Origin of the sequence: Streptomyces argenteolus, from assembly GCF_042902585.1 — a bacterium.
GTDB classification, from domain to species: domain Bacteria; phylum Actinomycetota; class Actinomycetes; order Streptomycetales; family Streptomycetaceae; genus Streptomyces; species Streptomyces argenteolus.
Genome location: NZ_JBIBEG010000008.1, coordinates 346454 through 359033 on the forward strand (window position 1 = coordinate 346454; position 12580 = coordinate 359033).

Genomic DNA, 12580 nt, shown 5'->3' on the forward strand with positions numbered 1-12580 from the left:
GGCCGTCGAACGCTGTCGCGCGCGGGCAGTTCTTCCTCCGGCGATCGCCGGTGGTCAGATTCCGCGCTGGTGCTCCCGTGCCCCTCAGATGCCCGGCAGGTCCGTTTCGGGCGGCCTCCGCGTGCCACCGCCGCCCCACAGGCCCCACCCTTCACGCATCCACCCGAGAGAAGTTTTCCCGTACGGAGCATTGACGCTGACTTGTCGCGGACACGACCATTCCTCCACCCGTGAGAGATCGCTTCCGCATCACGGAATCCGGGGAGGTCTGTGTGTTTGTCCAGCAACTCGAACCCGTCGCCGATTCGCTCGCCCTGTCCGCCCTCGTCGCCTCGCTGCCTCTGGTCACCGTCCTCGTCCTGCTCGGCGCCGTACGGATGAAGGCCCACCGTGCGGGCCTCATCGGTCTCGCCGTCTCCGTGCTCGTCGGTGTGCCGGCCTTCGGCATGCCGCTCGGGCAGGCCCTCTCCGCAGGGGCGCAGGGTGTTCTCTTCGGGCTCTTCCCCATCATGTGGATCGTGGTCAACGCCCTCTGGGTGTACCGGATGACCGTCCGCACCCAGCACTTCGACATCCTGCGCCGCTCCTTCGGCCGGGTCTCCGACGACCCGCGCATCCAGGCGCTGGTCATCGCCTTCTGCTTCGGCGCGCTCCTGGAGGCCCTGGCCGGATTCGGCGCACCCGTGGCGATCTGCTCGGTCATGCTCGTCGCGCTCGGCTTCGACCCGGTGAAGGCCGCCGTCGTCTCTCTCGTGGCCAACACCGCGCCCGTCGCCTTCGGCGCGATGGGCACCCCGGTGGTGACACTCGCCCAGGTCACGGGACTGCCGCTGGACGACGTCGCCACGGTCGTCGGCCGCCAGACCCCGCTGCTCGCCCTGGTCGTCCCGCTGATCCTGGTCTTCCTCGTCGACGGCAGGCGAGGGCTGCGCGAGACCTGGATGCCCGCCCTGGTGTGCGGAGTGGCCTTCGCCGTCGCCCAGTTCGCCGCGTCGAACTTCCTCTCCGCGCAGCTCGCCGACATCGCCGCCGCCCTGGTCGGCGCGGGTGCGCTGATCGCCCTGCCCGGCGCCCGCAAGCCCGCCGCCGAACCCGTACGCGCCGCCGTTCTGACCGGCGTACGCAGCGAGGACCTCGACAAGGAGGACCCGCGCCGTGAGGTGATGCGCGCCTACGCCCCGTACGCGCTGATCATCGTGGTGTTCTCCGTGGCCCAGATCCCGCCCGTCAAGCGGCTCCTGGCGGAGGCGACGCGCGTCTTCGACTGGCCGTTCCTAAACGTCGCCGGACCGGACGGTGAGCCTGTCGGCGCCAACGTGTTCACCCTGCCGCTCCTCGGCACGGGCGGCACCCTCGTCCTGCTCGCCGGCCTGGTCACCGCCGTCGTGCTCGGCGTACGGGCCGGCACCGCGGCGCGGGAGTGGGCCGCCACCGTGCACGAACTGCGCTACGCCATCCTCACCGTGACCTCGGTGCTCGCCCTCGCCTACGTCATGAACCTCTCCGGACAGGCCGCCACCATCGGCCAGTTCGTCGCCGCGGCCGGTGCCGGTCTCGCCTTCCTCTCACCGGTGCTCGGCTGGTTCGGCGTCGCGGTGTCCGGCTCCGACACCTCCGCCAACGCACTCTTCGGCGCCCTCCAGGTGTCCGCCGCACGGGAGTCCGGCCTCTCGCCGGAGCTCCTCGCCGCCGCCAACAGCTCCGGGGGCGTCCTGGGCAAGATGATCTCCCCGCAGAACCTGACGATCGCCTGCGCGGCCGTCGGTCTCGCCGGACGGGAGGGCGACCTGTTGCGCAAGGTCCTGCCGTGGAGCCTGGGGCTGCTGCTGGTGATGTGTCTCGTCGTGATGGCGCAGAGCACGGTGGTGCTGGGCTGGATGCTCCCCTGACCGGGAGCCGGGAGGCTGCGGGTAGTTTGGGCGGTCCGTAGAGACCCCCAGGAGGACCGGCCGTGGTTGCTGATCTGTCGCAGCTCGTGAAGGCGTACGACGTGCGCGGAATCGTGCCCGACCAGTGGGACGAGTCGCTGGCCGAGCTGTTCGGGGCCGCCTTCGTCCAGGTCACCGAGGCGGACGCGATCGTGATCGGCCACGACATGCGGCCGTCCTCGCCCGGTCTGGCCGCGGCCTTCGCCCGTGGGGCGACCGCCCGCGGCGCAGACGTGACCCTCATCGGGCTCTGCTCCACGGATCAGCTGTACTACGCGTCCGGCGCGCTGGACCTGCCCGGAGCGATGTTCACGGCCTCGCACAATCCGGCGCGGTACAACGGCATCAAGCTGTGCCGCGCCGGAGCCGCCCCTGTCGGCCAGGACACCGGCCTGACCGAGATCCGCACCCTGGTCGAGCAGTGGTCGGAGCACGGTGCCCCCGGGAGCCCTGCCGGGACGCCGGGCACGGTCACCGAGCGCGACACGCTCACCGACTACGCCGCGCACCTGCTGGGTCTCGTCGGCCTCTCCGGGATCCGGCCCCTCAAGGTCGTCGTGGACGCGGGCAACGGCATGGGCGGCCACACCGTGCCGACGGTCTTCGCCGGGCTCCCCGTCGACCTCGTACCCATGTACTTCGAGCTCGACGGCACCTTCCCCAACCACGAGGCCAACCCGCTCGACCCGAAGAACATCGTCGACCTCCAGGCCCGCGTCCTCGCCGAGAACGCCGATCTGGGCCTCGCCTTCGACGGGGACGCGGACCGCTGCTTCGTCGTCGACGAGCGCGGCGAGGGCGTCTCCCCCTCGGCGGTCACGGCCCTGGTCGCGGCGCGGGAACTCGCCCGCAACGGCGGCGAGGGCACGGTCATCCACAACCTGATCACCTCCTGGTCGGTTCCCGAGGTCGTCCGGGAGAACGGCGGTACCCCCGTCCGCACCCGCGTCGGCCACTCCTTCATCAAGGCCGAGATGGCCCGGCACGGAGCGATCTTCGGCGGTGAGCACTCCGCCCACTACTACTTCCGCGACTTCTGGAACGCCGACACGGGCATGCTCGCCGCCCTGCACGTCCTGGCGGCGCTCGGCGGCCAGGACGGTCCCCTCTCCGGGCTCCTCGACCGCTACGACCGCTATGCGGGCTCCGGGGAGATCAACTCCACGGTCGCGGACCAGGCCGGAAAGCTGGCGGCGATCAGGGCGGAGTACGGGAGCCGCGAGGGCGTGGGCTTCGACGAGCTCGACGGGCTCACGGTGACCGGTGCCGACTGGTGGTTCAACCTCCGCCCCTCCAACACCGAGCCGCTGCTGCGCCTGAACGTGGAGGCGCGGGACGAGAAGACGATGACCGCCGTACGCGACGAGGTTCTCGCTCTCGTGCGTGCGTGAGGGGACGGCTGTGCGTGCCGTTCTCGTGTGTGGCTGAGGGGACGGCTGTGCGCGCGGTGGCGCCCTCGTGTGCGCGTGAGGGGACGCCGGCTGTGCGGGGCGCGGTGTCGTTCTCGTATGCGCGCGACGCTGCGACCGGGCGCGGGGCGTCGTCCCGGTGCGGGGGTGAGGACGACGTGCACGGCGGGTTTCGCCCTCGTGCGCGTCGAGGGGCCCGGCCGTGCGCGAGAGGTCTTCGCCGCCGTGCGTGAGGGAGGGCGCGGCCGTACGCTACGAAGTTCTCCCCTCGCCCGTGCGTGACGGCACGTGTCGCGGGCACACGCCCTCCGGGGCGTACACGGTGCCGCACGAGCCTCCGGGGAGCCACAGCCCGACGCATGCCCTGCCTGCCGGGGTCCGCCGGGCCGCGACCCTCCCGGCCCGGCGGTAGGCTGACCACGCCCCACGCTCCGCGGACCCCACCGGGCCCGGACCGGATCAGCCCGTTCGCCCGAAGGGACCCACCTCATGCCGCTCGAAGCCGGTCTTCTGGAGATCCTCGCCTGCCCGGCCTGCCACGCCGCGCTCGACGACCGCTCCGCGGCCGAGAACCCCGAGCTGGTCTGCACCAGCACGGACTGCGGTCTCGCCTACCCGGTCCGGGACGGCATCCCGGTCCTGCTCGTCGACGAGGCTCGCCGCCCCGCGTAACCACAGCACCCTGATCCGCACGGCGATCGGAGGCCCTACGCCATGCTCGACGAGTCGCTCCTCGACGCACCGGAAGCCCTGGCCCGAGCCGACCGACGAGGTCTGCTGCGCGGCGCCGCCGAGGCCGGGGCGCGTGTGCGCACCGCCGCCCGGCACGCCGCCGAGGCGGGCATCGGCGACCTGGCCCCCGAAGGCCGGCCGCGCGCCGTGCTCGTCGCGGGGCCCGGTACCGCCGCGACGGGCGTCGCCGATCTGATCGGCGCCCTCGCGGGCGCCGCCGCCCCGGTCACCTCCATCCGGCCCACCGGAGTCGCCGCAGCGGGCGGCGCGCTGCGCTGGACCCTGCCGGGCTGGGCGGGGTCCGTGGACCTGCTGCTCATCGCCACGGCCGACGGCTCGGAGCCCGGCCTGGCACTGCTGGCCGAACAGGCGTACCGCCGCGGCTGCACCGTCGTCGCCGTCGCCCCCGTCCGCTCGCCCCTGCGCGAAGCGGTCGACGGGGTCCACGGCCTCGTCGTGCCCATGGCAGCCGCCCCGCACGGGGAGTACGACGCCGAGACCTCCGCGGCGGGCCCCGGCACCCTCTGGGCCCTGCTCACCCCTCTGCTCGCCCTGCTCGACCGGGTGGGGCTGATCGAGGCCTCCCCAGACGCACTGCAGAAGGTCGCCGACCGGCTCGACCGCACGGCCGAGCGCTGCGGACCGGCCGTCGCGACGTACGGCAACCCCGCGAAGACCCTCGCGGCGGAACTCGCCGACAGCCTTCCCCTCGTCTGGACGGAAGGCGAGGCCGCCGGCCCCGTCGGGCGCCGGTTCGCCGCCGTCCTGGCCGAGCTCGCCGGGCGTCCGGCACTCGTGGCCGAGTTGCCGGAGGCGCTGCCCTCGCACGGGGGGCTGCTCGCCGGGGCCTTCGCGGCGGGCGCCGACCCCGACGACTTCTTCCGGGACCGGGTGGACGAACCCGAAGCCATGCGCGCCCGCGTCGTCCTGCTCCGTGACCGGCCCACCGGCGGTCTCACGGCCGCCCCGGCCGCCCGCGAACTCGCCCTGAGCCACGACACGGCCATCAGCGAGCTCGAACCGGAGGAGGGCACGGAGCTCGAAGCGCTCGCCGAGCTCCTCGCGGTCACCGACTTCGCCGCCGTCTACGCCTCACTGGCCTCCGACAACCGGGCCTGACGGCCCGCCCCTTGCCCCGGGCGCAACCGCCCCACGCACCCACGTACCACGAGGACGAATCTCCATGGACCGGCTGTCCAACACCGTGCGCCCCTACGCCTGGGGTTCCACGACGGCCATACCCGAGCTGCTGGGCACCGCCCCGACCGGCGAACCCCAGGCCGAGATGTGGATGGGGGCCCACCCGGGCGCCCCGTCCCGGCTCTCCCGCCCCTCGGGTCCCGGCGCGGCTACGGATGCCGCCTCCGCAGCGGACACCGGTGCGGGCTCCGCCCCGGGCGAGCTGTCCCTCACGGACGTCATCGCCGCCGATCCCGTACGCGAACTGGGCGCCGCGACCGTCGCCGCCTTCGGCCCCCGCCTCCCCTTCCTGCTCAAGCTGCTCGCGGCAGGCGCCCCGCTCTCCCTCCAGGTCCATCCCGACCTCGCACAGGCGCAGCAGGGGTACGCGGACGAGGAGCGCCGGGGCATCCCCGTCGACGCCCCGCACCGCACGTACAAGGACGCCAACCACAAGCCCGAACTCATCTGCGCACTCACGCCCTTCGAGGGGCTGTGCGGCTTCCGCCGGCCCGCGGAGGCCGCCGATCTGCTCTCGGCTCTGGGTGTCGACTCCCTCAAGCCCTACGTGGACCTGCTCCGCGCCCACCCCGAGGACGCCGCACTGCGCGAGGTGCTGACGGCGATCCTCGGCGCGGACCCGGACGAGATGACCCGTACGGTCGCGGAGGCGGCCGAGGCCGCGGGACGGCTCGGCGGTGACCACGCCCCGTACGCCCAGATCGCCCACCACTACCCGGGCGACCCCGGCGTCATCGCGGCCATGCTGCTGAACCACGTCCAACTCCAGCCCGGCGAGGCGATGTTCCTCGGCGCGGGTGTCCCGCACGCCTATCTCGGCGGCCTGGGCGTCGAGATCATGGCCAACTCCGACAACGTGCTGCGCTGTGGTCTGACCCCCAAGCACATCGACGTACCCGAACTGCTGCGCATCGTCCGCTTCGAGGCCACCGAACCCGCCATCCTGCGACCGGAGGCGGCGGCGTCCGGCGAGGAGCTGTACGAGACACCGGTCGACGAGTTCCGGTTGTCCCGCTACGTCCTGCCGGCCGGGGGAGCCCCGGTCGACCTCGGCGCCACGACCCCGCAGATCCTCCTCTGCACGGCAGGCGCCCCCAGAGCCGGGGACCTCACGCTCGCCCCGGGTGAGTCGGTGTTCGTCCCGGCGGACGAAACGGTCGAAGTATCCGGTACGGGAACGCTCTTCCGGGCCACCGTGGTGGCCTGACGTACCGTCCGCACCAGCGACTGCAACAATGTCCGGCCGTAACGCGGCGTCCGTGCCGCAGCACCGAGGAAGGGACACCAGGCACCCATGAGCGCGTCAGGCGGAACCAAGGCGATCGTGGCGGCACTAGCCGCCAACCTCGCGATCGCAGTGGCCAAATTCGTGGCGTTCCTCTTCAGTGGCTCGTCGTCGATGCTGGCGGAGAGCGTCCACTCGCTGGCGGACTCGGGCAACCAGGGCCTTCTGCTGCTCGGCGGCAAGAAGGCCCAGCGGGAGGCCACCCCGCAGCACCCCTTCGGCTACGGGCGCGAGCGTTACATCTACGCCTTCCTCGTCTCGATCGTGCTGTTCTCGGTCGGTGGCATGTTCGCGATCTACGAGGGCTACGAGAAGATCAAGCACCCGCACGAGATCGAGGCCTGGTACTGGCCGGTCGGCGTGCTGGTCTTCGCGATCATCGCCGAGAGCTTCTCCTTCCGGACGGCGATCTCCGAGTCCAACCAGACCCGCGGCAAGCTGTCCTGGACGCAGTTCGTCCGTCGTGCCAAGGCCCCCGAGCTCCCCGTCGTCCTCCTCGAGGACCTGGGCGCGCTCGTCGGCCTGATCCTGGCCCTCGTGGGTGTCGGTCTCGCCCTCGGCACCGGCAACGGTGTGTGGGACGGCATCGGAACCCTGTGCATCGGCATCCTGCTCATCGTCATCGCCATCGTGCTCGCCGCCGAGACGAAGTCGCTGTTGCTCGGTGAGGCGGCCGGCGTCGAGGACGTCGAGAAGATCCAGGCCTCGGTGGTCGACGGCGACACCGTCACCCGCGTCATCCACATGCGCACGCTCCACCTCGGCCCGGAGGAGCTGCTGGTGGCCGCGAAGATCGCGGTGCGTGCCGAGGAGTCCGCCGCCGAGGTGGCGGAGGCGATCAACGCCGCGGAGAACCGGATCCGCGCGGCCGTCCCGATCGCCCGGGTCATCTACCTGGAGCCCGACATCTACAGCGAGGCCGCCGCGGCTGCGGGCACCAACCCGGGCAAGACGCCGGGCGGCCCCAGCTCGCCCGGCGCACCGGACGGATCCGGCCACTGACCCACGGAGATCAGCCCCGAACGGCCCCGTGACCCACACCGCTGCCCCGGCGGACTGGGGCTCACTGGGCCGTTCGGTGTAGATTCGGGGGAGTACCAGACGTCGCTGCTGATGGCGGTCGTCCGGTCCGCCGACGCGGACCGGCCGAGGGAGAGAGGGCCTCCGACGGACTGCACTGTGGATCGCCCGGGCATTCGTATGTCCGTGGCCGCCGCAGAGCCAGCCAGCCCACCCTCGACCCATCACGAGGAGCAGCCCGTTATGACGACGGCCGCCAATCGCCAGGACTTCAAGGTCGCCGACCTCTCCCTCGCCGCTTTCGGGCGCAAGGAGATCACCCTCGCCGAGCACGAGATGCCCGGCCTGATGTCGATCCGCAAGGAGTACGCCGCCGCGCAGCCGCTGGCCGGCGCCCGGATCACCGGCTCGCTGCACATGACCGTGCAGACCGCGGTGCTCATCGAGACCCTCGTCGCCCTGGGCGCCGAGGTCCGCTGGGCCTCCTGCAACATCTTCTCCACCCAGGACCACGCGGCCGCCGCCATCGCGGTCGGTCCGAACGGCACCCCGGACGCCCCCGCCGGCGTCCCGGTCTTCGCCTGGAAGGGCGAGAGCCTGGAGGAGTACTGGTGGTGCACGGAGCAGGCTCTGACCTGGCCCAACACCCCCACCGGCGGACCGAACATGATCCTCGACGACGGTGGTGACGCCACCCTCCTCGTCCACAAGGGCGTCGAGTTCGAGAAGGCCGGAGAGGCCCCGGACCCGTCGACCGCGGACAGCGAGGAGTTCGCCCACATCCTCACCCTGCTGAACCGCACGCTCGGCGAGTCCCCGCAGAAGTGGACCCAGCTCGCGTCCGAGATCCGCGGTGTGACCGAGGAGACGACGACCGGTGTGCACCGACTGTACGAGATGCACCGTGACGGCACCCTCCTTTTCCCGGCGATCAACGTCAACGACGCGGTCACCAAGTCGAAGTTCGACAACAAGTACGGCTGCCGCCACTCGCTGATCGACGGCATCAACCGTGCCACCGACGTCCTGATCGGCGGCAAGACCGCCGTCGTCTGTGGTTACGGCGACGTGGGCAAGGGCTGCGCGGAGTCCCTGCGCGGCCAGGGCGCCCGGGTGATCATCACGGAGATCGACCCGATCTGCGCGCTCCAGGCGGCGATGGACGGTTACCAGGTCACGACGCTGGACGACGTGGTGGAGACCGCGGACATCTTCGTCACGACGACGGGCAACAAGGACATCATCATGGCCAAGGACATGGCCCGGATGAAGCACCAGGCCATCGTCGGCAACATCGGCCACTTCGACAACGAGATCGACATGGCCGGCCTGGCCAAGATCGACGGCATCGTCAAGGACGAGGTCAAGCCGCAGGTCCACACCTGGACGTTCCAGGACGGCAAGGTCCTGATCGTCCTGTCCGAGGGCCGTCTGCTGAACCTCGGCAACGCCACCGGCCACCCCTCGTTCGTCATGTCCAACTCGTTCGCGGACCAGACCCTGGCCCAGATCGAGCTGTTCACCAAGCCCGAGGCGTACCCGACCGATGTCTACGTGCTGCCGAAGCACCTGGACGAGAAGGTCGCCCGTCTCCACCTCGACGCGCTGGGCGTGAAGCTCACGACCCTCCGCCCCGAGCAGGCCGACTACATCGGTGTCCCGGTCGAGGGCCCGTACAAGTCCGACCTCTACCGCTACTGAGCCGACCGCCGGCCGACCGCCGGTTCAGCTTCGGCTGAGCCGGCCGGCCGCCCGTCTCGCAGCCGCAGGTCCGAGCGCAGGCCCCCGCACCCCCGTGCCGGGGGCCTGTCCCGTACCGCACGCGCACAGCCCGAGGAACCTGAAGGACCCCATGCCCCGCGGCCGTTATTCGCTCCACGATCTTCACGACCACACCCCCCTCGGTGAAGAACACTTCCACTGCGCGCCCGGCCCCTCGGGCTGGCGCTACGTCTCCCAGACCACGGGCCCCTCGGGCTCGCCCCTGGGCTCCGTCGATCTGGCTCTGGACGAACTCGGCCGCCCCATCCGCCTGGAAATGCACGCCGCGAGCTGGCAGATCCGCGGCGCCGCCCTGGACGGGGTCACCTGGGTACGGACCGATCCGACCGGCACCCATGCCACCGAAGGCAATGTCCGCGCCCACACCTTCTCCGGCACGTCCCCCGCGTTCCTCATCGCCGTCGCCCGGCTCCTTCGCCTCACCCCCGATTCCCCCGCGACCCGCGTCCGTCTGGTCACCTTCACGGACCCGGTCCTCGCCCCCCGTACCGTCGACCAGTCCTGGTCCCTGCTGAACAGTGAAGCGCACCCCACTGACAACGGGCCCCTGATCGTGGACGAGTACCAGGTCAACGCGCTGGACACCGGCGATCAGCACGCCGTCCACATCGCCGGTGACGTGGTGCTGGCAGCGCCGGGCATCGAGCTGGAGCACCTCGAGTCCCCTCCGTCGGTCATGCCCCGTCCCGCCGGACGGGACCGGCACCAGGGTGACGGCGAGAGCGACGGCGAGGACGAGGACCCGGACGAGTGGTAGGACACCGGCCCGGACGCAGGACTCAGGCGGGCGGGGCGAAACCGGTCGTGGACGGCCGGCCCTCGGCCGTGTCCCGAGCAGGAGCAGAGCCGGACGCAGGGCCAGGACCAGTGGCGGGAGTGGGACGGGGAGCGGAAGCCGGAGCGTGAACGGCGCCGGGCGCCTGCGCCTGAGCACTCCGCCCGCGAACCGCCGAGACCCGCCGGACGTCGCGCGCCTGCCGTTCGTTCACCACGGCCGCCAGATACGCGGCCGACGGCACCCCCTGCGGCACGGGCACGCCCGTCCGTGCGGCGAGATCGGCGGACAACCGCTCGGCCATCGACCAGCGCACGGAGGCGTCGAGCTGGTTCATGCGCGTCAGGTACTGGCGGATCGCCAGCCAGAGACCGTCCGGCACGCCCGACAGGTCGAGCTGCGCGAAGCGCCCCACCAGCCAGGGCGGCGGCGGTGGCACGGAGAGTGTCCGGCCGGCTCGCACCCGCTCACGTACGACGAGCGTTCCGGCGAAGACGTCACCGAGCCGCCGGCCACGGGCGGACACCAGGGAAGCGATGCAGGCCACGACGCCGACCGTCCCCAGAATCTCGACCATGCCCATGGCGCCGCGCACGAGTGCGTGCCGGAAGCGGATGGGCCCCCCGTCGTCCCGCACCACCCGCAGGCCGCAGGCCAGCTTCCCGAGGGAACGTCCGTGGGTGAGGGTCTCGATCGCGACCGGCCCGCCCACCAGCACCAGCAGGAAGACCGCCACCGCGATCGCGGCGGCAGCGGCCTCGTCCAGCGTCACCGTCGCCACGGCGAGACCTATGGACAGCAGAACGAAGACGGTCAGGATCACCGCGAGGTCGATGGCGATCGCCAACGCCCGGCTCGGCAGCCTCGCCGGCTGCAATCCCAGTACGACCGCGTCTCCGGTCACGAGCTCATTCATCGCCACCCCACCCCTCGCCACCCTTCCCTGCCCCTCGGGCCCACAGTCTGCCAAGCTGACCCGCAGCGCGCCGCCGGAGTACGGACCCGTACACACCCATGCCTGGAGCAGCAGCCGACCATGGATCTCGACGTCTTCGTGACCGCCCACCACACCGAGTGGGACCGCCTGGACCATCTTCTGCACCGTGGGCGCAGCCTGACAGGTGCGGAGGCGGACGAGCTCGTCGCCCTGTACCAGCGGACAGCCACGCACCTGTCCCTGATCCGGTCGAGCGCCCCGGACCCCGTGCTGACCGCCCGCCTCACCCAGCTCGTGGCGCGTGCGCGCTCGACCGTGACGGGGACCCGTCGTGCTTCATGGCGCGACGCCGTGCGGTTCCTGACCGCCGGCTTTCCGGCGGCCGTCTACCGCTCGCGGCACTGGTGGATCCCCACCGCCGTGCTCTCCGTACTCCTGTCGGCGGTCATCGGATGGTGGATCGGTGCGAACCCCGACGTGCAGGCGGCGATCGCCGCCCCGGAGGACCTGCGCGCCCTGACCCGCCCCGGCGGGGAGTACGAGACGTACTACTCCAGCCACCCGGCCGCCTCCTTCGCCGCACAGGTCTGGACGAACAACGCGCAGGCCGCGGCCATGTGCCTGGTCCTGGGGGCGTTCCTCTGCATACCGGTGATCTGGATCCTGTTCGTCAACGTGCTCAATCTGGCCGTGGGCATCGGGCTGATGTCCTCGGCCGGTCGGCTGGACACCTTCCTCGGGCTGGTCCTGCCGCACGGCCTGCTCGAACTCACTGCGGTCTTCGTCGCCGCCGGGACAGGCCTTCGCCTGGGCTGGACGGTGATCGACCCGGGGCCCCGTACCCGGCGCTCCGCACTGGCGGAGCAAGGACGAGCCGCGCTGGGCATGGCCATCGGCCTGGCGCTGGTCCTGTTCGTGTCCGGTGTCATCGAAGGCTTTGTCACCCCTTCCGGGCTTCCCACCTGGGCTCGCATCACCATCGGCATCGTGGCCGAGCTGGCGTTCCTCGCATACGTCTACGTCCTGGGCGGCAGGGCGGCGCGGGCCGGGGACGTCGGAGATCTCGAAACCGCCGAGCGGAGCGCGGAGCTTCCCTCCGCCGCATGAGGGGCGATGTGCGTACGACGTCGCTGACCTGCTACTCTCCTCTTCGCCCACCAAAGCCGTTGACACGGTCTGCGTGGGGAGGTAGATTTTAACGGTTGCAAGGGGCTGGACAAGCCCGGACGCGACGGCTAAAGTTCATCTCGCTCGTGCAGGGGACGTGGTCTCCGCCGAGCCAATCGATTCTTCTCTTTCAAGCAGTCAGCCGATTCGCTTCGGTCGAAATGCTTCTGATAAAGTCGAGTCAGCCGAAAGGCAAAGGCCATTCCGCAGGCCGCTGGAATCGAATTCGGACCGGAAACGGAACGGAAATGAGTCTGGTAAAGTCGGACTCGCCGGAAAGGGAAACGCGAAAGCGAAGAACTGGAAAGCGAAACAAGCAGTAACCCGCTTCGACCGGGAATCGGA

11 protein-coding genes are annotated in these 12580 nt (G+C 71.2%); 10 read left to right on the top strand and 1 reads right to left on the bottom strand.

The genetic code is table 11. The annotated features are described in order from the left end of the window. Positions 1 to 272 precede the first annotated feature (272 nt). The 8 genes from ACFY8O_RS27050 to ACFY8O_RS27085 all read left to right on the top strand — a co-directional run bounded on the left by ACFY8O_RS27050 (position 273) and on the right by ACFY8O_RS27085 (position 10113). Positions 273 to 1889: an L-lactate permease gene (locus ACFY8O_RS27050; protein ID WP_387906640.1), complete on the top strand. Its 1617-nt coding sequence runs from the start codon at positions 273 to 275 to the stop codon at positions 1887 to 1889. Positions 1890 to 1951: 62 nt separating this feature from the next. Next, on the top strand, positions 1952 to 3319 hold the full coding sequence (locus ACFY8O_RS27055) for a phosphomannomutase/phosphoglucomutase (RefSeq protein WP_387906642.1): 1368 nt from the start codon (positions 1952 to 1954) through the stop codon (positions 3317 to 3319). A gap of 507 nt (positions 3320 to 3826) precedes the next feature. Continuing rightward, a complete protein-coding gene (locus ACFY8O_RS27060) occupies positions 3827 to 4009 on the top strand; it encodes a Trm112 family protein (RefSeq protein ID WP_145808891.1) in 183 nt (60 codons plus the stop codon). Positions 4010 to 4051: 42 nt separating this feature from the next. Continuing rightward, positions 4052 to 5188, top strand: a complete 1137-nt coding sequence (locus ACFY8O_RS27065) for an SIS domain-containing protein (protein ID WP_145808889.1) — start codon at positions 4052 to 4054, stop codon at positions 5186 to 5188. A 64-nt stretch (positions 5189 to 5252) separates the two neighbouring features. Further along, positions 5253 to 6476 (top strand): mannose-6-phosphate isomerase, class I, encoded by a 1224-nt coding sequence (gene manA, locus ACFY8O_RS27070; protein WP_387906645.1) that lies wholly within the window; start codon positions 5253 to 5255, stop codon positions 6474 to 6476. Between the two features lie 87 nt (positions 6477 to 6563). Next, positions 6564 to 7556, top strand: a complete 993-nt coding sequence (locus ACFY8O_RS27075; protein ID WP_387906648.1) for a cation diffusion facilitator family transporter — start codon at positions 6564 to 6566, stop codon at positions 7554 to 7556. A 261-nt stretch (positions 7557 to 7817) separates the two neighbouring features. Further along, positions 7818 to 9275: an adenosylhomocysteinase gene (ahcY, locus tag ACFY8O_RS27080; protein ID WP_145808883.1), complete on the top strand. Its 1458-nt coding sequence runs from the start codon at positions 7818 to 7820 to the stop codon at positions 9273 to 9275. 151 nt (positions 9276 to 9426) lie between these two features. Then, a complete protein-coding gene (locus ACFY8O_RS27085) occupies positions 9427 to 10113 on the top strand; it encodes a hypothetical protein (RefSeq protein ID WP_387906651.1) in 687 nt (228 codons plus the stop codon). A gap of 22 nt (positions 10114 to 10135) precedes the next feature. On the opposite strand, the gene ACFY8O_RS27090 is transcribed toward ACFY8O_RS27085, so the two are convergent. Then, complete coding sequence (locus ACFY8O_RS27090; RefSeq protein ID WP_387906654.1) at positions 10136 to 11047, bottom strand: RDD family protein; 912 nt, start codon at positions 11045 to 11047, stop codon at positions 10136 to 10138. Positions 11048 to 11167: 120 nt separating this feature from the next. On the opposite strand from ACFY8O_RS27090, the gene ACFY8O_RS27095 reads away from it, so the two are divergent. Together ACFY8O_RS27095 and ACFY8O_RS27100 are read left to right on the top strand one after the other, a co-directional pair. After that, positions 11168 to 12175 carry a stage II sporulation protein M gene (locus ACFY8O_RS27095; RefSeq protein ID WP_387906656.1) on the top strand — a complete coding sequence of 336 codons (1008 nt, stop codon included), beginning with the start codon at positions 11168 to 11170 and terminating at the stop codon, positions 12173 to 12175. Positions 12176 to 12332: 157 nt separating this feature from the next. Further along, a partial coding sequence (locus tag ACFY8O_RS27100) for a hypothetical protein (RefSeq protein WP_387906662.1) occupies positions 12333 to 12580 on the top strand: 248 nt, incomplete at its 3' end.

Bases quoted from the DNA above. Each gene is read 5' to 3' on its own strand.
- ACFY8O_RS27060 (WP_145808891.1), top strand. From the start codon at position 3,827: ATGCCGCTCGAAGCCGGTCTTCTGGAGATCCTCGCCTGCCCGGCCTGC.
- ACFY8O_RS27065 (WP_145808889.1), top strand. From the start codon at position 4,052: ATGCTCGACGAGTCGCTCCTCGACGCACCGGAAGCCCTGGCCCGAGCC.
- manA (WP_387906645.1), top strand. From the start codon at position 5,253: ATGGACCGGCTGTCCAACACCGTGCGCCCCTACGCCTGGGGTTCCACG.
- ACFY8O_RS27075 (WP_387906648.1), top strand. From the start codon at position 6,564: ATGAGCGCGTCAGGCGGAACCAAGGCGATCGTGGCGGCACTAGCCGCC.
- ahcY (WP_145808883.1), top strand. From the start codon at position 7,818: ATGACGACGGCCGCCAATCGCCAGGACTTCAAGGTCGCCGACCTCTCC.
- ACFY8O_RS27085 (WP_387906651.1), top strand. From the start codon at position 9,427: ATGCCCCGCGGCCGTTATTCGCTCCACGATCTTCACGACCACACCCCC.
- ACFY8O_RS27090 (WP_387906654.1), bottom strand. From the start codon at position 11,047: ATGAATGAGCTCGTGACCGGAGACGCGGTCGTACTGGGATTGCAGCCG.
- ACFY8O_RS27095 (WP_387906656.1), top strand. From the start codon at position 11,168: ATGGATCTCGACGTCTTCGTGACCGCCCACCACACCGAGTGGGACCGC.